The organism is Haladaptatus sp. DYF46, assembly GCF_021083305.1.
GTDB lineage: Archaea > Halobacteriota > Halobacteria > Halobacteriales > Haladaptataceae > Haladaptatus.
This window is the reverse complement of record NZ_JAJFAY010000007.1, coordinates 211,781-235,983: the sequence shown is the minus strand read 5'-3', so window position 1 is coordinate 235,983 and position 24,203 is coordinate 211,781. Positions and strand designations below refer to the sequence as shown.

Genomic DNA, 24,203 nt, shown 5'->3' with positions numbered 1-24,203 from the left:
CTCTCGATACAATTCGCCACGTATGCAAGAGGCATGGATGGTGAGAGATTACTACTTGAGCAACTCCCACAATTATCAGGTAAGCCCTGACTTACCTAACATAGAGACGATGGTCACCAATAATAATAAATGCTCCTAATTTTTTATCCCATGTATTCATGAAATTATGGGGCGAGAATGGAAGACATCGGTGATATCGTGAAACCAAGATTCCCATACTCGACGAACTCTAACGTATTCGGACTCCCGCACCACACACCTCATCATGTTCCGAGAAGCCTATGTTCAGAGTTCTAACTACCCGTATCCGACTACACTCTCTTCTGTTCGGCTGCAAAAAGAATTATTAATCAGATCACTGGTTACTGTGATCGGAAGAGTTCGATGATATCATCGAAGTCGAGTTGTCCGTTCTCGTTGAAGTCGAACGCATCCGGACTCTCTTGTACCGCGTCGTCTTCGAAGTTATCGAAGAGGTCGACGATATCATCGTAATTCTCCTCGCCATCTCCGTTGACGTCCTCGTACTTGCCGTCTCCATCCGGGTCCGTCGGCCGTGAATCGCCGACCACCGGTTCTGGACCGTCACCACCGCTGTCGCCTTCTTTGATAGTGACGGCGCCGCGCATTTGCGTGGGGTGAACCGAACAGTAGTACTCCGCCATCTCGGTCGAGGCAGTGAACTCTATCGTTGCCGTGCCACCTTCCTCCATGACGAGATCCGTCGAGACGAGGGAATCGCCATTTCCGTCGAGGATGACGAGGTCGTGCGGTGCACCATCGAGGTTTTCGAAGGTGATCGTGTAGCTCTCACCCTCCACCAATGGAAGTGTTGGATTCGTCTTCCCATCGATCATACCCGGTGCCTGACCAACCCATCCGGGGGTTTCTCCGCCGAGTTCAATCGTCGTCCCACCCTCGATCACGTCACCACTGCCGCCACCATCCGTTGGCTGGATTTCGAAACCACTGAATTTCGAATTGTCTGCTTTCGTGGTCGTACTAATCGAGAGGGAACCGTTCGTAACTTCGACGTCTTGCACTGTTTTGGTGAAGGCCACGTCATGGCCAACGCGCTTGAACAGGTCCAGATCTTGGAGTACGGATTCGCCCTGCACCGAGACATCGAATACGCGCTGTCCTTCGGCGTCCTCGACGTAACCATCGTTACCTTCTATCTCGTTCCAATACAGTTCCGCAAAGTGGAGAGTTACGTCGTAGGTGCCGTTCTGAATCGCAACGTCGTACGATAGGTTTCCGCCATATTGTTCGCTCTGATAGAGCGCATCGTGGTCCGTCCCGTCGATCGGATCTCCAGTCGTGGACGTTGCGACGTCGACATCGTTCCCACTTGCACTCGAGTCACCGGATGCCTGAACGGCGTCTGATTGGGCAACAAAATCCAGTCCGTCGATCGTGACTGTGCCATCGATTTCACTGCCACCAGAATCGAATCCAAACGGCGCCGAGAGTGGACCCGTAATCCGAACAGAAAACGTGGAATTCTTCTCTATCTGGTTCCCATCGAGAGTGTACGTCGTCGTGGCAGAAAGTGACTGTGTCCCGTTGCTTGCCGAATCCGGTACCGTCACATCCCAAGACATCGACTGGGTTTCTCCTGCAGCGAGCGAATCAAAGGTCGTCCCATCGTTGGCGCTGACTTCGATATCCGATCCACCAGACGCAGTGAGTGCGACCTCTCCAGACTCAAGGACCGATGAGGTGGTGTTCGTCAGCGACGCTTCGACGGTTACTGTATTACCCGGTTCGATAGTTACCTCGGCTCCATCGCTGAAGTTGATCGACGGAGCCTGGATGTTGGTATGTTCGATGCGGTAAACCCCTGAATCGTCATTGGGGCCGCTGAAGTCGCTTCCCCAGTCAACGACGTAAAGCGCACCATCAGGACCGACCTTCATATCCATCGGTCTGTGGAATCCAGCATTCGGAAGGAACGGATCGATCTCCATTACGTTTCCATCGTCGTCGAATGAAACGTACTTGATCCAACCCGCACCCCACTCCATGATGAATAGTTTGCCTTCAAATGATTCCGGAAGTGAACGGTTTGGATCATAGTCATCGTGATAGTGGAAGACGGATCCAGCCATCGGTGCGCCACCCTGTAGCTGGGGGAAGGGTGGTTCCTCGGGGAGGTACTCTTGAGCATAATCGGGGCCGTTGAGGTACGCCTCCCAGTCGCCGTCGTAGTAGATCATCGCCTCTTCGGGCGTGGGGAGGTTCGTCAAACCGGTATTGTTCGGCGATTCGTTGACCGGGTTGTTCGGGTCGAACGGATCTCCCGATTCACCAGTCTCGAAGTCGTAGTCCTTATACGGGATATTGGGGCCGATGAAATATGGCCATCCGTAGAATCCCGGTCCGTTAGCTTTGTTAAATTCAACGGTACCCGGTGGGCCACGCTCGGCGTTCCAACCGCCAGCGTCTGGCCCGTAATCGCCCCAATAGAGCGTACCCGTTTCGTGGTCCACCGAGGCCCGGTAGGGATTCCGATTGCCCATGATATAGATCTCTGGCTTAACGAGGCCATTATCGAGGTCTTCGGAATATTCGGATCCAGTGAAAAGGTTATCGTCTGGAGTCGAATACGATCCATCCTCGTGGGGAATAATCCGCAGGATTTTGCCGCGGAGATCCGCGGTATTAGCTGCGGTACGCTGAGAGTCGTAATATTCTCTCCCGTCACGCTCGTCCAGTGGCGCATATCCACTGGATTCGAACGGATTGGAGTCATCGCCGGTGGTGAGATATAGCTGCTCACCGTTTGGTCCCCAGTGCATGTCGCCACCAGTGTGACAACAGGTTTCTCGCTGCGTCGGGACCTTCATTATCGTGACTTCGGAATCTCGGTCAATCGTACCGTCTTCCATCGTGAAGCGCGAAAGACGATTATGGGGTTCATCTATGTCTTCGTTTAGTGGCGAGTAGTAAAGATATACCCAACCAGTATTCTCGAAGTCGGAATCGAGGAGAATTCCGAGAAGGCCGTCTTCCTGCTCAGCATACACAGTGAGGTCTAGGGCGACGTGCTTATCGTTATCAGGGGTATCTTGATCGATCACTACCACTTGGGAGGGTGTTTCCGGACCACCACCGAACGTGCCGCGTTCGATGTAGAAAACTCGACCATCGGGTGCGATATCGACCATCGCTGGGCTGGACGTATCCGTGTCTAGTGGCACGGTGGTGTAGTTGTCCCACACCGTACCGGATGCCCCACCATCGACGTAGCCTGCAGCCCACATTATCCCACCTTTGAGGTGTTGGCGGAACGCTTCGTTCGAATAGCTATCTTCCGTGTGGCCGCCTCCTGTATACCAGGATCGTGCGCCATCGTAGTATTGGCACCATGCTGTGGGATGGTCTATACCGTCCATCCCCGCATCCTCGTAACTGCTCTCGTCCAGGCTAGCCAGAACGTGTACATCGCCACGAGGATTCGATTGATAGTCGTACCACTCATCCGTCCTTTCCCATACTGCAGGAAGATGTTCCGTGGATGGATGGGTACGATCAGTTACGTGCACATTGGCAGTCTGTATCGATGGATGGTCCTCGAAATATGCACCGACCAATCCACCGTACCATTCCCACTCATACTCGGTGTCGGCTGCAGCGTGGATTCCAGCATATGCACCGCCTGATTGGATATATTCTTCAAAAGCTGATTGCTGCTCTTCATTCAACACGTCCCCCGTAGTGCTATTCCAAACCACGACGTCGTACTGGGCTAGATCGTCAGCATTCGTCGGGAATGCGGAAGCATCACCATTGGGATCATCGATGATATCGACCGTAATCTCGTCGACACCGTTCTCTGTAGCGATCTCATCGGCCAGCTCTTGGATCGTTTGGTTCCCTGTCGGAATCGCTTGGTGGCGATATCCTGCAGTCACCGATAGGACGAGAATAGCAGGATTCTCTCCCACGTCCATTTCTTTGGCTCTAGCCGGGGTATTAGAATTCGCTATACTAACTCCAGAGAGCCCAGCGACGCCAAGTCCTCCGATTCCTTGAAGAACTCGTCGTCGATAAGTGTCTATTTTTTTATGTGTGTCTGACTCAGGCGTGTTACTATTGCTCATGTTAGTACCACACATATTTGCTCAAAGCTGAAATATAAAAAGGTGTTGGTGCAAGAGAAATAATCCTAATAACCACTGAATTATCTAATAAAACTCATTTATTTTTTGAACAACAGATTCTTAGTCAATTCTAAACATAACTTATCATAGAGTATGGAGAACGAATAAACCAGGGATATTTCATCTAAGAAATGGATTCGTAGAAAAACGGGGGAGTTGTTCTTATTCTATGAACAACAAAAAGAGGTATCCGATGACCAACTTTTACATTGCTAGTTATGTAATAGGCGTTTACAAAGGTAGTAATGTAATTCCCAGCCCATACAGCACCCAATAATAATTATCTTTATCCGTAATTGGTTTTTGGAATGATAATTGCATGGGTATCAGCAAAATAAATGACGTTTTTGCATAGTAGAACAGGGATATATGATGGTTATATACTTGATGCTGTTATTATTATCACTGTTTTTCTGATTTTGCGACTATAATAGGAGTAGAAGACTCAGATGTTGCAATAATATTCTAGTTAATCATAAACACACTAACTTCGGCCGAATAGAAGAATAGACTATAAAGGACTACAGTAGGCTATCTATAACTAATATTTAGGCTGATAACATTCGCCGAACCCATTAATTTATTTGATAACTCCTCAATGTCTGAATCTTGCATCCTACTAGCGGGTGTGGAAATACTGATCGCACCAAGGACCTCATCATCGGAGAGACAGATTGGTGCTGCAAGGCATCGCACACCCTGTAGTCTCTCCTGATCATCGATCGCATAGCCCTGCTGGCGAACAACGTCGAGCTCATCGAACAACGCCCTTTTCGAATCAATGGCACTGTTTACTTCTGATCCCCGTCCATTCTCTTCAATTATTTGTTTGGTCCGACATTCGGGAAGATAAGCAAGAATTGCTTTTCCAAGCGCCGTTGTATGTAGCGGAGTCCGAAAACCAGCGTGTGTATCCAATTCTATAGCGTTCTCGCCCATGGCTCTCATCAGGTATACCCCAATACCCTGTTCTTCAACCATCAAATTCGTCAATTCGCCTGTTTCTCGAGCAAGTGATTTCACCTCGGGAGATGCCATTTGGTAAAGAGGCATATTTTTCCTAATATAGCCACCTAAATCGAGAAATTTCAATCCGAGCTCGTAATCTTTGTTATTTTTCTTCACGTATCCAAATTTCCGAAGAGTCATCAAATGATTATGGACAGAGCTTTTCCCCATACCCGTCTCATCGGCAAGCTCGGTTATCCCACTAGGACCATTCTCTCTCAGTTTCTCGACAATTAGGAGCGACTTCTCAGTCGTCCTAACGGCATGCTTGGTATTCACGGTCATTACTATGTATTTCTTCATAATAAAAATTCTGCTTATCAGAACGGGAATTTTTTCATTCCAATCTATAATAAAGGCATATATCGACAATAATTATCTATGTGTTTCTCAACATACCCAATTGGCAGAAAGTTTATACATTTGTATATTCATGGTTCGGTGTTGAATTGATGACTGTTTTGGGGATTCATCACGCTTGGTGATTGTTAACAGAGAAAACCGTGTTCAAGACGAATCGATGAATGTTTGTTATGTTCAGAAACCCCTCTATCTGAGGTCGATGAATCATCAACGAATAATAATATTGTTCGAGTCTTTTTTTCATTCGCCTCTTTTCGGTTGAAATCACGACAGAATCAGGAATCGATTCTCGAAAATGACGGGGTTGTTTTTCTTTAATAAATGGTAGAAATGAGGCATATTTCATAAAACTGTTATTATGTCCGGGCAAAATTGAGAGTCAATATAAAGATCACCCAATATCCCGAACCTCCAAGGATCACGGAGTTATGCAAGGACAAAGATGCATCTGGATCAACAGTCCGATCCTGAAAATGATGCCGACGTATTTTCAGCACAAAGGTCAATAGTGAGGAGCGATGACTAGCAAAATAGATGCGTGACATGGACTCACATCTTGAGAAAACAAACGCAAGAAGTAGCGATATCGGACAAAAGCAGAAAACTCTGAAACGAAGCAACCGAGGTATACTATGAGTCAAACAGGTGTTTGGATAATTGGAGCACGTGGAAACGTAGCAACTACCGCAATTACTGGTGCATGTGCTATTGGAGCAGGAGTGACAGATACAACCGGTTTAGTCACAGCACGGGATCCATATCGGTCGTTAGAATTGCCGGAAATTGGAGATTTGGTATTTGGCGGTCACGATGTATCACAGACTTCACTGCTATCGACCGCTAAGTCGCTCTCGGAATCGGGCACACCATCAGCAAAAACAATCGAAGCAGTAAAGCAGGATCTAGAAGTTATCGACAAGCGGATCAAAACCGGTACGGCACTCAATTGTGGTCGTGCAGTCGACGAAATTGCAGAACAGACCCTGTCATCTCATTCACTCTCCGATGTTGTCGACCAAATCCGACGGGATTACCGAAACTTTGCGGATGATAACGACCTGGATCGGGTCATTGTCGTTAACGCTGCATCAACCGAACCACCGCTCGAAAATGCAGACCAGTATGACACACTAGATACGTTCGAGCAAGCCATCGAGAACAATGATCGTGGGATCCCAGCTAGTTCTCTTTACGCGTATGCGGCCCTCGTAGAGGAAATGCCATACGTCAACTTCACACCGAGTACCGGCTCTGCACTGGGCGGTCTCCGTCAACTAGCGGATTTGAACGACGTTCCGCATATGGGTCGAGACGGGAAGACTGGAGAAACTCTCGTGAAATCCGCTCTCGCTCCAATGTTTGCACAGCGAAACCTTCGTGTTCAGTCATGGGTCGGCCACAATATCCTCGGAAATAAGGATGGGTTAGTTCTTGAAGACGACGATAATAAAGCTGGGAAATTAGCGAGCAAAGGCGGTGTCCTTGACAGCATCCTGCAAGGAGAATTCCATAACCACGTTCGAATCGACTACACTCCACCGCTCGGGGATTGGAAAACAGCTTGGGACGATATTCGTTTTACTGGATTTCTCGATACGCAAATGAAGATGCAGTTCACGTGGGAAGGGTCTGACTCGGCGTTAGCTGCACCACTCATATTGGATCTTATCCGGTTAACAGCTCATGCAGACGATTACGGGAACGGAGGTCTTCAACCTCAACTCGCCTCGTTTTTCAAGTCACCGCTTGGAGTGGCGGAACACGACTTGTCTCGACAGTTCGAACTTCTCGACGACTACACCAGAGAACACAACAAAGAGAGGAATAAATGACGGAGTCAGAAGCAAGCCGTGTGATAGTCTTGGATATCATCGGCCTCCAACCGGATCATATTTCGTCAGAACTTGCTCCGAATCTTGCGAATCTCCTTGATGAAGTGATCCCTATGCGTCCGGCGTTCCCCGCATTGACCGTCCCCGCCCAAACAACGTTAGCAACGGGGCAATCCCCTGGGGATCATGGAGACGTGGCAAGTGGCGAATTCGACCGCGACCGGAAAGAAGCGGAATTCTGGGAACGGGACCGTGGCGGACGAAATCGTCTGTGGGAAACTGCTCACGAAGCGGGGTTGACGACCGGAGCATTGTTCTTCCAGCATTTGATCGGATCAAATGGAGATGTTGTAGTTACCCCCTCTCCAATAGAAGATGAAGATAACAATCTCATCGAAATGGACTGTTGGTCGAATCCGGATGAATTTTACGACGTACTTCAAGAGAAGTTCGGCCATTTTCCACTATTAAACTACTGGGGGCCGGCTGCTGACAAAACCAGCACCAAATGGATATTTAATGCAGCGACCGAGGCGATAGATCGTTTCGATCCTGATCTTCTCTGGGTTTACGTCCCACATTTGGACTATACGGGTCTCCGAGAAGGTCCAGGGAAAGAATTACAGGACGAAGTGCGTGTCGTCGATGAACTCATAGGAGAGTTCCTCACTGAACTCAGAGAGACCCCTCGATGGGAAGAAACAGTCGTTAATGTCGTTAGCGAATATGGCTTTCACTCGGTCGATACACCTTTGCTCCCGAATAAAGCACTGCGGCAGGCAAATCTGCTGTCAGTTACTGATTATGAAAAGGGTGGCAGGGAGGTCGATTTGGAATCCTCACAGGCCTTCGCCATGGTCGACCACCAGATTGCTCATATTTACACCGATGATGAGTCGGTTAACGAGGTAAAAGAGCTATTCGAAAATCTCGAGGGAGTAGATTCCGTCCTTGACCAGGAAGGGAAAGAAACGTTCGATATCGCACATCCAAATGCAGGTGACTTGGTATTAGTCGCGGAACCAAATGCATGGTTCCAGTACTATTGGTGGGAATCTTCGGACGAAGCCCCGCACTATGCCGTGGATATGGATATTCACGCTAAACCAGGATTTGACCCATGCGAGCTCTTTGTCGGGGATAGCAGTTTAGTTTCGCTTGACCCATCCAAAGTAGGGGGATCCCACGGCCGAATCGATTCGAATACGTGGCCTGTATATGGAATCGGAGGTCCTGCAGCTTCCGAATTTGACCTCAATCGACTAGAATCGATAGATGCTCTGAGTGTCGCGCCAACAATAGCAAAAGTTCTGGGAATCGAAGAGGAACTCCAGTTCGAAGAGCCACCGGTGGTATAGAAAAGGATCGATCCGAAGTCTAGATAGCGGGTTGCTGAATAGTGTCCCTCTTACCGGCCTTTCTTCTACTTAGTGAACTCACCCGAGAGACTCTCGAACTCCTCTTTGTGTTCGTCCGAGCAAAAATAGTAATCCGTAGTTTCGTGATTCGTTGTGATCTGTTCATACTGGTGAACGGGGCTTCCACAAACTGCACATTCCATTTTTATTCCTCTGATTAACCGTGAGCGTATTACTACTAAAAGGTTATGAGGATTCGTGTGATCACTGGAGATATGCAGAAAATGGCCGTCGAAACCCGTCCATACTCCGGGAATCTGTTTGCATTCCGGTTTTTATTTGCTTCCGTAGTAAATTATATCTCAAGGAGTTTGTATAGGTTATTTTATAAATATATTTAATAGCACTGCAAGTATTCACTTAGAATGTTAATGACAAGCCGTCGCGATATTCTGAAAAAAGGTAGTGCAGCAATAGTTGGTACTTCACTCGCTGGATGTCTTGGCAATCCTTCGGGATCAGATAGCGAAAAATTAAATCTGGCGATTGTATCGAGCCCGTCCGGTTTTGGTGACAAAGCCTTCAACGATTTGGCTCTCCAAGGTCTACAGAAAGCTAAGAAGAAATTCGGAGCAAATATTCAAAAAGTCCAAGAGACGAATCAATCACAGTATCAGAGCGTCCAATCTCGATTGGCGGAGAGTTCGGATCCCAATTACGATGTTATCGTTTTGGTATCGTATAACCATACGAAAGCATTGGAGACTAACGCAAAGGAGTATTCGGATCAAAATTGGATGCTGATCAATGACACGATCGATAGACCCAACGTTGCGGGTTACATCTGGGCTAATAACGAGATGGCCTATCAAGCAGGTGTCCTTGCCGGTACGATGACGACGAAATCATTCTCATATAAGAACAGTTCCACCAACCCGGATAAAAAAGCGGTCGGATTCGTCGGTGGGGAAGATAGCCCCCTCATTCGTGCATTCGAGAAATCGTACATAGCCGGGGTTCATCGTATGGATAAAAATATCAACGTAAATGTCGGATATGCGGGTACTTACACCAGTCCACAGAAAGGGAAACAGATTGCACTATCACAGTATGATAACGGCGCTGATATCGTCTTCCACGCTGCAGCGGCCACTGGGCAAGGCATTTTCCAAGCGGCACAACAGAAAAACCGCTTCGGAATCGGAACGGATGCAGACCAGTCCAAGACGCTATCGGAGTATAAGGACGTCATTATGGGATCCAGCGTAAAGTACATTAATAAAGGTACTTTTGAGGTTGCTAAAGCGGTCAACAATGACAAATGGGATTCCGTCCAAGGGAAAAACGTTCTTGGACTCGATGATAACGGTGTAAAACTAGTTCTCGGACAATCGGTCGGGTCCGAACTTCCCCAAGAGGTGCAGAAGAATCTCGATAGTTCTCGTAAAGCGATTGTTGACGGGGATGTCAAAGTGCCATGTACTGCGTCCGGGTGTAATAGCTAAGAAAAGGTGACGAATCAGAATTCGAATTCAGTTATTTGGGACAAGTAAAACTATAATTTTTTATATAAATGTTTGAATGTCGAAGAAATGGTTAAGTGAAGAGGCTAGATAAAAATTGACTATGTATGATTAAACACGAATACGCGAACTATGCTACTGAAAAATGGGTACTGTCAGAACCAATACAGGCACGGGGTGGCGAGCATTCGTTAAGTTCGGTGCACTCCACATTCAATGATCCGGGAGTAGATATCATTCGGACCGTGAGTAATAATATTAAAGGATTTAAAATCATGTTTGGGCTACAAGAGTACAATAATGAGTGAAACGAGTTCGAATGCGGTTAGGCTCAGCGAGATCACAAAGCGATTCGGAGACATCGTAGCGAATGATAGCGTGGACTTCACCCTGCGTAAAGGTACCGTACACGCACTCATCGGTGAAAACGGTGCTGGGAAAACCACATTGATGAATATCCTCCATGGGTTATACACCCCCGATGAAGGGACAGTGTATATCGATGGTAACTCACGATCCTTCGACTCACCACAAGATGCCATCGAAGCGGAGATAGGAATGATCCATCAACATTTCATGTTGGTGGATTCTATGACGGTACTGCAAAACATCATACTTGGACATGAACCATCCTCCGGTGGCCTCGTGGATACTAATGCTGCACGCGAGCGCATAAAGGAACTGTGTTCCATTTATGGATTCGATGTAGACCAGGAATTAGATACAAAGATTGAAGAACTCAGTGTTGGCACCCAGCAACGCGTTGAAATTCTGAAAACCCTATTTCGAGGGGCAAGTACATTGATCCTCGACGAGCCGACCGCTGTTCTCACCCCTCAAGAGGTTGAGGAGCTTTTTGGGATGATGGAGAAACTCACCGAGCAAGGCCATTCGATCATCTTCATCACGCATAAATTAGACGAAGCGCTGAGAGCGGCCGATGATATCTCCGTGTTGAGAGACGGCGAGATTGTAGCTACTGTAAGCGCGAACGATACGACTCGCAAAGATCTCGCACGGATGATGGTTGGAAGGGATGTCCTATTCGAAATCGATAGCCGATCCGTGGAGACCGGTAAAAAGGTCCTCGATATCGATAGTCTTCGTGTTACGGACAACCGTGATGTAGAACAAGTGAACCTGGTTAATTTCTCAGTAAAGCAAGGGGAGATATTTGGGATTGCTGGAGTCGAGGGGAATGGGCAATTAGAACTCATCGAAGCTATTGCGGGGCTTCAACCCGTTGATTCAGGGAGAATCTTGTTTTCAGACGAAAATATTACGGATATGCCTCGACGGCGCCGTATCGAGTCCGGGATTGCATATATCCCCGCGGATCGGCAGAAGCGAGGGATCGTTCTCGACTACTCCCTTAGTAAGAACGCATTATTGGGTAATCAAACCATTGAACCCTTTGCCGACAACGGTATCATAGACTGGGATGAAGTCCAAAGTCATGCCGATAAAATCATCGACGAATTCAGTGTGAAGCCTCCGAACGCCAATGCTGTTTCTTCCTCCTTATCTGGCGGAAATCAGCAAAAGTTCATCGTCGGTCGTGAACTTGAACACGACCCGGACTTAGTTATCGCCGCTTTTCCAACTCGAGGGGTCGATATCGGCTCAACCGAATTCATTCACAATCAGCTATTGGAGATCTGTCAAGAAGGGAAAGCAGTTCTTCTGGTTTCGTCGAAGCTCGATGAAGTCCAGAAGCTTTCCGACCGACTCGGGGTGATGTTCGAGGGCAAAATAGTCGACATAGTGGATCCGGATTCGGTTACTGAAGAGGATCTCGGATTGATGATGGCTGGTCGTCAACCGACCACTGTGAAAAGCCTCGATGAGAGGAAGCAAGAGAAAGCAAATGACACTAGTGAGTTCAAAAATGAGTGAAACAAACACCGGGAAACAAGAAATTACTGATCGCATCGTTAGTCGAATACTCTCAGCAAGTGCCTTGGATCGGATATTCATAGCACTCGCTGCGGTCGTTCTGGCGCTACTTCTTGGATCAATAGTCGTCGCAGCGACCGGAAACAACCCCGTTATGTTCGTCTATGCACTTCTCTATGGTGCAATCGGAACGACCTCAAACCTCTCTTTGACTCTTCAACAAGCCACGCTCCTCTGTCTCGCAGGAGTCGCCGTCGCCGTTTCGTTTAAAGCGGGCTTATTCAATATCGGGGTCCAAGGCCAATTCGTCCTCGGTGGTTTCGCTACGACCATCGGAATCCTTTGGTTGACCCCCTATGTCCCTTCGGGAGTCATCGGCGGTATATTGTTGGTCGCTTTTGGAACCGTCGCCGGTATCCTCGCCGGAGGCATGTATGCTGCGATCCCGGGGTTGATGAAAGCGTATGCAGACGCGAATGAAGTGATAACGACGATTATGCTCAATTTTATCGCTACAGGTGTCACATTCTACCTTATCGATCAGCATTTTAAGGCAGCAAATGCTTCGGCAACAAATACTGAGAGCATCCCAGCATACGCAATGCTCCCGTCGATCGTCTTTGGAAGCCCATCTTTTTCTGTGATTGGTGTCCTGATCGCGCTTGTAGCCGTAATCAGCGTTCATCTAATAATGAATCGAACGCGATTCGGCTATGACTTAGTAACCAGCGGTAAACAAGCACCTGCAGCAGCATTTTCGGGAGTGAACCCGAAAAAGAACATCGTAGGGACGATGGTTTTTTCAGGAATGTTCGCCGGCTTGGCCGGTGCCGTGTTTGTTGTGATGGTGTTGGGATACTATAGTGATCCGGGAACCCTTCCCCAGATTGGATTTAACGCTATTGCTGTGAGTTTATTAGCCGCTAATAATCCACTGGCCGTCGTTCCTGCTGGCTTGCTCTTTGGCGGTTTAGAGGCTGGCAAACAGTATATTGGATATAATTTAGATATTCAACGGCAGTTGGTCGATGGGATCGTCGGCTTGATAATCGTATTTGTTGCAACTCCTGAACTATTCAGAATGGTCACCCTTTGGAGGAACACCCGAAATAATGAGGTGGACAAATGAGCGTAACAGACTTAGTAACTCGCCGAAACTCAACGATCGGTTCGGTGATCGCCCTCGTTGTAATTGGGATATTGACCGTACTCTTCACAGATATTGCGGTGAGTAATATTCTCAACGTGGGTGTCATTGAGCGAACTCTTCGCGCAGCTGCGCCAGTGGCATTGGCAGCGATAGGTGGTCTGTATGCGGAGAAGAGTGGTGTATTCAACATCGGTCTTGAAGGCTTTCTCATCTTCGGAGCGTTCTCCGCGACGGCCTCCGCTTGGTTCATCTCTGGTGGTAGTTCCATTTCCCAGTTCCATCTTTGGCTCGGTGTAATTGTTGCGGTCGTCGTCTGTACGTTCCTCGGGTTGTTGTACGCGATTCTCACGATCCGGTATAAGGCAAATCAGATCGTTGCTGGTCTCGGCGTTTGGTTTGTCGGGTTAGGCTTCACGCCGTTTGCTGCTAGTCTCATTTGGCAGGACCTTTCGAGTCCGCCCATGCCGAACATCAACGATATCGTGATTCCCGGATTGTCGAAAATACCGATCGTTGGTCCGATCCTGTTCGCGGTATCTCCAATGGTGTTGATCACGATTCTCGTTTCCATCGCAGCATGGGTTCATCTCTACCGCACGCGTTTTGGCTACTGGGTTCAGGCCGCAGGTGAAAACCCCGAGGCGTTGGAAACCGCAGGAATAGATGTCAATCACGTCCGCTATTTGGCTGTGATTTTCTCGGGTACCCTGGCCGGATTAGGAGGTGCTGCGTTGGCAGTCGGATTTGCTGGCGGCTTCACTGGAACCGGTACTACGCTGGTTGATGGACGTGGGTGGATTGCAATCACTGCGTATATGTTCGGGAACTATAATCCGCTCGGCGCGCTCGGTGCCTCGATACTGTTTGGTGGAACCGATGCGCTGCAGGTCCAATTCCAAACGATCGGAATCAGCTTCCCGCAAAGTCTCACGAGTCTGTTCCCGTATGTGGCGGTGCTACTCGTGCTCGCATTAGTTGGCCGGACTCGTACACCTTCTGCCGCCGGCGAACCGTACGAAACCGATGAGTAAAAAACTCTGATCGATCCCCTATTTATACTCACTTCCTCGGCGAGTTCGAGCGTATCACTAACGGCATAATCGCGAAATGAAAATACTTTAGACGATAAGATTTATTATGGTACATTTCCAATTCTATGTCACACCGTGACAATGGATTCGGTCGGATGGATTCACACGAGCGGGAGAACCAAACGGACACATACATGGCAGAAACCGATGACAACAACTCGACGGGTGTAACGATCTCCATTCAACTGTATACGCTCCGCAACCTACCCGATTCGGTCCCGCAACTGGTTCAAAGAGTCGGAGGTGTGGACAACAATGGCGCGCCAGGATATGATGCTGTAGAATTTGCGGGATTGGGAGACGCGGATCCGAGCGAGGTTGCTACGATACTCGATCAAAACGATTTGAGCGCACCGAGTGCTCACATCGGCTTCGATCCAATAGAAAACGATTTCGAAGCGACCGTAGACGCATACAGTCAGGTAGGGTGTGATACATTTATCATCCCCTACATTGGCCCCTCGCAGTTCAGTAGTCGTGAGAAGGTCAACGAGCTTGCCGAGCGGTTAAACAGTGCCGCCGCTCGACTAGAAGAAGAAGACATCCGGCTCGGGTATCACAATCACAATCACGAGTTTCAGATGCTGGGCGATCAGACGGCGTACGACGTACTCGTCGAAGCGACGGACGATCGCGTGATTTTAGAGGTCGATGTCGGATGGGTTTTAGTTGCCGGCTACGACCCCGCGGACCTCATCTCGCGGTATAGCGATCGGGTGGAGCTGATTCACATGAAGGATATGACGGGTGACAATGACCAACATGCCTTCGCTGAAATCGGCGAGGGAGATGTCGATATGAGGGAAGTAGCTGAAACCGCACGAAATGTCGCCGACGTTGACGTGCTGGTTTACGAACATGACCAGCCGGATAATCCCGCTAGCTCGGCGTCGACAGGGGCAGGATTCCTGTCCCTCGTCGATGGGTCCCAAAATCTAGAATGCATCGGCATCTCTGATATCGGCGGGGAAAATTATGACGGCGATTTGAGTGAGAGTACATAGTTGTAGGAAACGACTACTCGCAGGTCGACACCGCGATGAACGACGATGAGTATTCAAAATTGGTCGTCCAAATTCCCTGTCGAGTGTAATCACCACTCCAAGTCAGCATCCGTATTCCGCCGTGATATTTGATCCTGACTTTCGCTGAAATCCAGATCGTTGTTGAGGATCGTTTCTTGTGGATGACGCCATTCCTCTTCGCAGTTTTCACATTTCCAAACTTCAAATGGCCGTCCATCTTTCGGCTCCTTTCGTACTGAAGTGATTGGTTCCCGGCAGTGTGGGCATATCTCGGGCATGGTAGTCGATAGGCCGTTGATTTAAAAATAACTATCCCATCGGTCTACCCTTTAAATGATGTACTGTGCCTATACATAATTTTAATAGTAATGAGGCATAAGCCCTACAGTATGTCGATTCCAATAATCGATCCGCATATGCATATGATATCTCGATCGAGCAGTGATTACCAACGGGCACGACTGGCAGGGGTGGAATGCTGTATTGAGCCTGCATTTTGGAGTGGAACGGACAAACAATACCCAGAATCATTTTTTGATTATTTCGAGCAAATAATCGACTTCGAAACTGAACGAGCGGATCGAACCGCAGGTATAGACCACTATGTCACCATCGGTCTGGAACCAAAGGAGGCAAATTACCAAGAAATGGCCGACCAGGTTTTGGAGGCACTCCCAGATTATCTGGACAGAGAGAATGTTGTCGGTCTAGGCGAAATCGGTCTCGATCAAGGAACTGAGGCGGAAGAAGATGCGTTTCGGCGTCAGTTGCGGATGGCCGAAAGCAGAGAGATTCCGGTCATAATTCACACCCCTCATACAAGTAAGCCGGAAGGAACCGAGCGGCTTGTCGAGATGATCAAGGAAGAAGATGTTACAGAAGAACGAATAATCATCGACCACAACACGGAAAACACGATCGAGACTTCACTGCAGACAGATTGTTGGGTCGGCTTTACTCTCTATCCTGGGAAAATAACGGATACCAAAGCCATCGATCTATTGGAAGAGTATGGGAGTGACAAAATGCTACTCAACAGTGCCGCTGACTGGGACCCCTCCGATCCGCTCGCTGTGCCGAAAGCACGAGACAAGATGCTCGATCGAGGATGGGGCCGCGAGGAAGTCAGGAAAGTCGTTTGGGAAAACCCATTCGAGTTCTTCAACCAATCCTCGAACTTTAACTACGAGCTCAAATAATGAAATTTGGATTTTCCTCGAATGCATTTCGAGAATATGAACTCGAAGAAGCGCTTGATGCGTTAGCCGACGCCGGATACGATGGAGTCGAAATATTGCTCGACGATCCACATCTCTATCCACCGACCGCCGATAATGAAAGAATAGAGCAAGTTCTAACCATGCTCGATGATCGTGAACTCGCCATCAGTAACTGTAACGCGTTCATGCTTAGCGCGATGGAGCGATCCGAAGAAAGTCTCGAAGCGAAATATTCACGGGACACAGAGCTTTTCCACCATCCATCATTCGTCGAACCCGTAAAAGAGGATCGGGAAAAACGTGTGGAGCACACGAAGGCCGCTCTAAAAACGGCAGCAGCACTCGACGTGCCGCACATCTCGATTCCACCTGGTGGACCAGTACCAGAACAGATTCCCCGTGATGAGGCAATGGACATGTTCACTGAAGGGTTACAGAATGCCCTGAAAACTGCCGAAGAAGTCAATGTGGATGTGTTAGTCGAGCCAGAGCCAGAACTTTTAATCGAAACTTCTAACGAATTTTTGACGCTCGTTGATAAAATTGATTCACCAAGACTCAAGTGTAACTTTGACGTCGGTCATTTCTATTCCGTCAACGAAGATCCAGTTCCACTCATCGATAAACTAAGCTCGTACACTGGTCACTACCACCTCGAAGATATCCCTGCGGATAGAACTCACGAGCATACACAACTTGGGGAGGGAGCAATAGATATCAATGGTTTCCTCGAAAGTCTCGAAAGTACTGGTTACGATGGCTTTGTTACGATTGAATTGTATCCATACGGAGAAACAGCAGCTGAGACAGCTCACGAAGCCATGCACTTTTTAGAAGAAAACGGGTGGGCGTAGTCAAATGATCGCTCTATCTGATTTTCGATGAGTAATGGAAGTCCTCGATCACTGAGGGCGTACGCTACCTTGGTCAGGTTGCCAAACCTTTTCACAGCCCCGCCGGATATCATTTTAGGTGCCGCTCTCGTCGCTAGTGTGAGCGATACATTCCCCATTTGGGCAGTTATCGGACTTTCGGTAGCGTCTATATTACTGTATGCAGCAGGAACGACCCTGAACGATTGTTTTGATGTGACTGAGGACGCTCACTATCGACCAGAGCGACCCCTTCCGTCGGGGGTTATCGAGAGAGATAGAGCATTCGTTGTCGGGATCAGTTTTCTACTCGGCGGAATTATAACCGCATCGATAGTCAGTGGATCAGTAGCGGGTATAATAGCTGGAGTTCTCGCCTTTGTCATCCTCATCTACGATGGCATCTTTAACGGAACGATTACCGGATTCCTGTTTATGGGGAGCAGCAGAGCACTAAATGTACTCCTGGGAATGGCTATAGTCGAGGTCGTCGCTAAGATTCCAGTTCGATTACTGACGATACCGCTACTCATCCTCATATACATCGCCAGCGTGACGTACATGGCCGAACAAGAGACAGGAGAGAGCGATCGAACTTCTGTCTTCATTGCTATAGGGGGAACGGTGTTGGCCACTGTCGGAGCCATCGGTTTTCTCATCGTTCATCCCACCTCGTTGTTAAATACCGCTCTTGTAATGGTGCTTCTCCTCGTGTTCATCATCTGGACGGGGCAACCTTTGTGGAGTGCCTATGCCCATCCCTCACCAAAGACGATTGGCCCAGCTGTTGGACGTTGCGTTCTCGGATTGACAATCCTGGACGCCGCATTCGCCGCGACAGTCAGCTCAAAGTGGGCGTTAATTACACTTCTATTTCTCATACCTAGTATCGGATTCTCCCAGATGATCTCTGTTACCTAATCCGCCATTCTTCAGTGGGTTTTCCGGGGAAAGCTATTTAATTATAAAATACAATCTATCGGTATGGTTCAACTAGCGTTTTCTACGAACGCCTATACTCAATTTGAACTTCCGGAGGCAATTGAACGTATTGAACAGCATGGTTACGACGGGATCGAATTATTAGCTGACAAACCACATGCATATTTTCCCGAGTTCGACCACCAAGATACGGATGATTTAGAGATGGCACTTGAGAAGTCGACTCTCTCCGTATCGAATATCAACGCAAACACTGCGAGTGGGTACTATGAAGATGCTCCGGAATCGTCATTTTTTGATCCGACCATCATCACATCGGAAGATGACGATCGGAATTGGAGAATCGAGTACACGAAAGATGCAATTGATTTATCCACAAGGGTCGGTTCACCTCCTGTCTGTATTGCTACTGGCCGTCCACTACCCGGGAATCCCCCAGAACAAGCACGGGAGTACTTGCACGACTCACTTCACGAAATACTCGATTATGCGGAAACCAAGGATATCGACGTGGGAATTGAGTTCGAACCCGAACTCCTTGTCGAGTGCACCGACGAAGTGTTGGAACTTATCGAAGAAGTCGACCGCGAATCCTTGGGGGTCAACCTTGATATCGGACATGCAGCGGTCTACGGCGATGATCCTGCCGAAAGTATACATAAATGTGCGGGTCACATTACTGGAGTCCACTTAGAGGATATTCGAGGAGGCATACGTGGTAAACACTATCATCGGATTCCTGGCGATGGGGACCTAGATTTCGGGTCGATATTCAATGCACTCGATGATATCGGTTATGATGGATTTGCAACGCTAGAGCTGTACACGTATCCGAATTCACCAGACCGAGCAGCCGAAAGAGCGTACGACGAACTCAGCCAATATCTCGACTGAAAACGCTCGACTATGGCCGTAGATTATCCGAATCCACATCGCACGGAAATCGATCGATAATTTATATCTCAATTACTGTTTATATAGATTAGAATTTTGATATAAACATTTATTTTGATAGGCATATAATATATGGTATCCCGTGACACTGGGCTAGCGACACTACGGTCAACTAGAACGGGAATAAACGAAGCCGAGAGATAAAACAATGTCAAAAAAACATACAGATAGAGAAGAGATTAGCCAAGAGAGAACGTCACTTGACGTCCACCGCCGATCATTACTTAAAGGGGTTGCTGCGCTTGGCGTAGGTGGCGGTGCGATCGGAACTGCGGCCGCTCAACAGCAGAACGGCGGAAGCAGTGACGATGATGGAGATGAATCATCGGGGGTTCCTATATCGATTCAGCTGTACACACTCCGTAATCTCCCGGATTCCGTACCTCAACTGATCCAGCGAGTGGGAAGTGTTGACAATAACGGAGGGCCGGGATATGACGCCGTTGAGTTCGCTGGATTGGGTGGCGCGAGCACAGAGGAAGTTAATAGCGTCCTCGATCAGGTAGGACTCTCTGCTCCATCTGCTCATATCGGTCTCGAGAGTCTAGAAGGAGATAGCTTTGAGAGTATCGCCCAGACGTACGCGGACCTCGGTGTCGATATGTTCGTCACACCGGGACTCCCATCGATCGATTCCGTGCAGAAGGCCGAGAGCGTTGCACAGCGGATGAACGATGTTGCAGCAAACTTAGAGGAATACGATGCACGGTTCGGTTTCCACAATCACGACGCCGTATTCGAGGAGATTGACGGCAGAACAATCTTGGAGGTTCTAGACGAGAACCTGAATGACAACGTCATCTTCGAAATCGACGTCGGATGGGTTCATACTGCCGGACACGACCCAGTCGAGGTGATTCGCAAGTACAGCACCCGTACCGAATTGATCCACATGAAAGATATGCAGGACGGCGGTTTCTATGAGCTCGGAGAGGGTGCACTCGACTTAGAAACGATTGCCGAAGTCGCACGAGAAGAGGCCAACGTTGAGTACTTGGTGTATGAACACGACCAGCCGGAAAACCCCGCCGGGTCCGTCGGAACTGGTGCAGGTGTACTTTCGTTCCTCGATGGACGTCCCGGGCTCGAATGCCTGGAATTTGAAGACGTAGGAGGACCAGACTACAATGGAAATCTCAGCGGAGAGGTAGAAGCGGAACCGATCTCTGCACCATTCGGTTGGGATGCGGGAGGAACGGAAACGTCCGGTACGGTCACAATCGATGGAATCGAGTTCGTCTCGCAATCGGGTGCCGTGGAAGCTTACGGAGATGGGAGTGCGAGTTCCAATGGTGCCGTTGTAGAAACAGGTGTGAGTTCTGATCCTATCGAGGGAACAGAACACGATCTGCTCTATCAGAGTGAGCAGTACGGTGGCAATCTCTCATATGACGTCTCCATCGAAAATGGCACATATGACGTAACACTTCAATTTGCAGAGTTTTACTTCGGCGGCGACTTCAACGGAAGTCCAACCGGGGGAGGCGAAGAGTCACGAGTATTCGATGTCTCTGTCCAGGGAGATCAGGTGTTCTCCAAGTTGGATATCTATGCGAGAGTCGGTCATGACGCCGCCTTCACGAAGACAGTGCAGGACGTCGAAGTCACCGATGGGAATCTCTCAATCACTACGAAGACGTATGCAGAGAACTCGAAATTCAGTGGCTTCGTAATCAGACCTGCAGGGGATAACGAGGAACTCGACCCCATCGTTGGAGACAAATCACCGACAGATCCGGATGGTGATGGCAAGTACGAAGATATCAACGGTGACGGCGAGGAGAACTACGACGACGTCGTTGATTTCTTCCATAACTACGATGATTCGGTCGTCCAAGAGAATCCGGATGCATTCGACTTCAATGAAAACGGACAGCTAGATTTCGACGATATCGTCGAGCTCTTCCGTTCACAGTAGTCGAGAACAATACTCCTTCGCGTTTTATTTTCCGTGAGTAATCGATAGTTGTCGACCCGCTACATTTCTACGTACGAAGTTCGCCAGAGTCGAGTTTCCCTATTATCCACTGGGTCCCTTATCTGTTAGCGGTATTACTCCCGGTTTGAATCGTTTCGTTTTGAGAGGGACGCTCCCTGTTTTCTCAGCGACGAATTCACCGGTTGAATCCGGATCTTAGAACGGAAGGTGCTCGAATTCGTTCTGATTATATGAAAATGTTTTTCCTAATATTCTAAGTAGAAATCAGAACATGTAGATCATAATAATGGGATAGTGGTTCAAGATTGACACCCCCATTACAGACCTAACTTCGTAATTCCCATTACATATTTAGGAGTGTAATAGATCCTCGAAGTCTCTCTGCAGTTGTATCTTGAATATAAAAAAGTTGATTTGTGATTCTACAATTCCCGCGGATACCGCCCCAATGGCACATCTCGACTCGTCGATCCAAACGAGAGTTCGGCGTGAAACCGCTGCTCATTTCTCAAATCAAGTGAGAGCCTCGAGGATATTGCGTCCGTATCGAAGATTCCGAGTAAGTAGACGGGAATCAGTCGCTTCACAACCGTACCTCAATCTCCGCCGTTCCAAGTGATTGAGTCAGGAATTTGGACCACAAATATTAATATTATGTATAATAAACTATTCAGACGTGCCACTCGCTAACAGTGGTGAAGACAGATCATTCAGAAATAGGGTCTATCCCCCTGTTACCAAAGTGTGAGAAGATCATACGAACGTGAGTCAAGCTATGACCGTCGTTTCAATGTGAAATCGAATATCACACCTCGAAAATGGTAGTTGGCTCAGACTAAGGCACAGAAAAAACAGTACACAACACGAAGTCATGAAAGATAGAAAGAGAAGTCACGATTCATCGAATCGATTGAAAAATAGGACACCACTACTGCGGGTGTTTACTCTAGTTCTGATGGTCGGGATGATTATCGGCGCTCCGGCCGTAGGTACCGTCGGGCTAGTAGGAGCCGCATCCCAACAAGCTGCTACGGTAAACGTGAGCGATGCGACAGTCTCCACGGGAGATACGACTGCCGTCGATGTCTCGATGTCAGACGTCCCTACTGGCCTTTCTGGCTATGATATCACGTTGAGTCTCGATGATGGATCTGTTGCAACCATCACCAACGCGTCAGTCAGTGATAGCTTTGGCATCAGCGACGTTGAGGTCAGCGACGACGGTTCCAGCGTTCACCTCCGCGGACTCGACCTTAACAACGAAACGCAAGCGGGCGCGACTGATGTCTCACTCGCATCAGTCGAGGTCCAAGGAAGTTCAGCAGGTACGGCCGCGCTGAGTGTGGAAAACGTCACTCGTGTCGACGACGATAATGGAAACTCCATCAGTGTGGATTCCAGCAGCGGCCAGATTTCGGTCGAATCGCCTAACCAAACGACGCCGACCGTGAGTGTCGGTGATGCAACTGTGGAGGAGGGTTCCTCGACGAGTACTCAGGTTATGATGTCGAGTGCTCCCAACGGACTCGCCGGATATGATGTCACGCTCAGCCTTGCGGATGGTTCAGTGGCGAACATTACCGGTGCGTCTGTCGATAGTGCCTTCGGAATCAACGAGGTCGTAATCGGAGAGGACAACTCCACTGTCCGTCTTCGTGGTGTTGACCTGAACGAAACGATTCAATCGGGCGCAACCAATATCTCGCTAGCATCCGTCGAAATCGAAGGTGGGTCTGCCGGAATGACCGCCTTGAACGTTCAGAGTGTCGAGAACGCTGATGATGACGAGGGTAACGCAATCGATCCCGAAACCGATAGCGGCCAGATTACAGTCGAAGAACAATCACCGCCAGGAGATGGAAACGAATCCAGTGCAGATGTCAGTGTGGAGCTAGAGCGCAATCACATCACCGACGATAACACGACGACCGCTGATGTAGTCGTCTCGGAAGTCCCCGAAGGACTCTCCGGATTCAACATGACGGTCGGCGTCAGTGGTAGTGCGGAAATCGTGGGTGCATCTTACGGAGATGACCTCGGCTTGAACCTGGCACCTGAATTCGGAGACGATAGAGACACGGTGATGCTACGTGCAGTCGATATCGAGAAGAACATCGAACCGGGCGCCGAAAACGTGACGATCGCGACGGTTGAACTTCGCGGTACCGAAGACGGGAACGCGAATGTGAACGTGACCGACGTGGGTCGATTCGAAGACGACAGCGGAAACTCCATTGCGGTCAATGCGTCTGGAGATCAGCTTTCAGTTCACCATGTGATTCCGGTGATGGGAGCCAACCTCCCGACTGACCCCGATGGAGACGGCATGTACGAAGACGTTGACGGTGACGGTAGCGTCACGTACAACGATGTAGTGGTGTTGTTCCAGAACTTCAACGATCCAGCGATTCAGCAGTACAGTGAAGAGTACGACTTCGATGGAAACGGAGCAGTGTCGTACAACGACATCGTTTCGCTATTCCAGTCGATGGGACAAGCGGCATAACCAGGACGGCATCCCTGATATTTTTTCGAGAGCCGATTCACAATCAGTAGCGACTTCTGTCCCGATATTGGGTTGCAACGTACCATTGTCCCTGGAGAAGGACCTTACTGCAATAATTCGCGCTAATTTATCTTATGTGCACGCGTGCGAAGACCGATCAGAAACGGTCGTGATCCGAAGGGACTGCCGCTACTACACATCAGACTGTCTCACAATTCAATGATTTCGTTCGTCCTGAATACACAGCTTCAATAGTATCGGATTTATTGATACGAGGGAATGATTTATTTGCTCCCCATACCATTGACGTTAATGGTCCATACGATATGGATAAACACAAAATTTCACGCCGATCAGT

15 protein-coding genes are annotated in these 24,203 nt (G+C 48.7%); 13 read left to right on the top strand and 2 right to left on the bottom strand.

The window, feature by feature from the left end; all coding sequences use genetic code 11:
- Window positions 1-362 precede the first annotated feature (362 nt).
- Together LJF34_RS24285 and LJF34_RS24280 are read right to left on the bottom strand one after the other, a co-directional pair.
- On the bottom strand, window positions 363-3,956 hold the full coding sequence (locus LJF34_RS24285) for a ThuA domain-containing protein (RefSeq protein WP_231188499.1): 3,594 nt from the start codon (window positions 3,954-3,956) through the stop codon (window positions 363-365).
- Window positions 3,957-4,697: 741 nt separating this feature from the next.
- On the bottom strand, window positions 4,698-5,477 hold the full coding sequence (locus LJF34_RS24280) for an IclR family transcriptional regulator (RefSeq protein ID WP_255666474.1): 780 nt from the start codon (window positions 5,475-5,477) through the stop codon (window positions 4,698-4,700).
- Between the two features lie 692 nt (window positions 5,478-6,169).
- Between LJF34_RS24280 and LJF34_RS24275 the strand changes: the two genes are divergently transcribed.
- The 13 genes from LJF34_RS24275 (at window position 6,170) to LJF34_RS24215 (ending at window position 23,845) form a co-directional block, all read left to right on the top strand.
- Window positions 6,170-7,369 carry an inositol-3-phosphate synthase gene (locus LJF34_RS24275; RefSeq protein WP_231188498.1) on the top strand — a complete coding sequence of 400 codons (1,200 nt, stop codon included), beginning with the start codon at window positions 6,170-6,172 and terminating at the stop codon, window positions 7,367-7,369.
- Window positions 7,366-8,727: a nucleotide pyrophosphatase/phosphodiesterase family protein gene (locus LJF34_RS24270; protein WP_231188496.1), complete on the top strand. Its 1,362-nt coding sequence runs from the start codon at window positions 7,366-7,368 to the stop codon at window positions 8,725-8,727. The genes LJF34_RS24275 and LJF34_RS24270 overlap by 4 nt, the downstream gene beginning before the upstream one ends.
- Before the next feature lie 431 nt (window positions 8,728-9,158).
- Window positions 9,159-10,232 (top strand): BMP family ABC transporter substrate-binding protein, encoded by a 1,074-nt coding sequence (locus LJF34_RS24265; protein WP_231188494.1) that lies wholly within the window; start codon window positions 9,159-9,161, stop codon window positions 10,230-10,232.
- 318 nt (window positions 10,233-10,550) lie between these two features.
- On the top strand, window positions 10,551-12,146 hold the full coding sequence (locus tag LJF34_RS24260; RefSeq protein WP_231188492.1) for an ABC transporter ATP-binding protein: 1,596 nt from the start codon (window positions 10,551-10,553) through the stop codon (window positions 12,144-12,146).
- The gene (locus tag LJF34_RS24255; protein ID WP_231188490.1) at window positions 12,139-13,275 is read left to right on the top strand and encodes an ABC transporter permease; all 1,137 of its coding nucleotides are present in this window, start codon (window positions 12,139-12,141) and stop codon (window positions 13,273-13,275) included. The genes LJF34_RS24260 and LJF34_RS24255 overlap by 8 nt, the downstream gene beginning before the upstream one ends.
- Window positions 13,272-14,327, top strand: a complete 1,056-nt coding sequence (locus tag LJF34_RS24250; RefSeq protein WP_231188487.1) for an ABC transporter permease — start codon at window positions 13,272-13,274, stop codon at window positions 14,325-14,327. Before LJF34_RS24255 ends, LJF34_RS24250 begins: the two co-directional genes overlap by 4 nt.
- Before the next feature lie 194 nt (window positions 14,328-14,521).
- Window positions 14,522-15,391, top strand: a complete 870-nt coding sequence (locus LJF34_RS24245; RefSeq protein WP_231188485.1) for a sugar phosphate isomerase/epimerase — start codon at window positions 14,522-14,524, stop codon at window positions 15,389-15,391.
- Between the two features lie 410 nt (window positions 15,392-15,801).
- Window positions 15,802-16,611 carry a TatD family hydrolase gene (locus LJF34_RS24240; protein ID WP_231188483.1) on the top strand — a complete coding sequence of 270 codons (810 nt, stop codon included), beginning with the start codon at window positions 15,802-15,804 and terminating at the stop codon, window positions 16,609-16,611.
- Window positions 16,611-17,486: a sugar phosphate isomerase/epimerase gene (locus LJF34_RS24235; protein WP_231188480.1), complete on the top strand. Its 876-nt coding sequence runs from the start codon at window positions 16,611-16,613 to the stop codon at window positions 17,484-17,486. The genes LJF34_RS24240 and LJF34_RS24235 overlap by 1 nt, the downstream gene beginning before the upstream one ends.
- A 27-nt stretch (window positions 17,487-17,513) precedes the next feature.
- On the top strand, window positions 17,514-18,425 hold the full coding sequence (locus LJF34_RS24230) for a UbiA family prenyltransferase (RefSeq protein WP_255666473.1): 912 nt from the start codon (window positions 17,514-17,516) through the stop codon (window positions 18,423-18,425).
- Window positions 18,426-18,488: 63 nt separating this feature from the next.
- A complete protein-coding gene (locus LJF34_RS24225; protein ID WP_231188478.1) occupies window positions 18,489-19,340 on the top strand; it encodes a sugar phosphate isomerase/epimerase in 852 nt (283 codons plus the stop codon).
- A 208-nt stretch (window positions 19,341-19,548) separates the two neighbouring features.
- A complete protein-coding gene (locus LJF34_RS24220) occupies window positions 19,549-21,318 on the top strand; it encodes a malectin domain-containing carbohydrate-binding protein (protein WP_231188477.1) in 1,770 nt (589 codons plus the stop codon).
- An 892-nt stretch (window positions 21,319-22,210) separates the two neighbouring features.
- Window positions 22,211-23,845, top strand: coding sequence for a dockerin type I domain-containing protein (locus LJF34_RS24215; RefSeq protein WP_231188476.1), 1,635 nt, complete (start codon window positions 22,211-22,213; stop codon window positions 23,843-23,845).
- The last annotated feature ends 358 nt before the right edge of the window (window positions 23,846-24,203 follow it).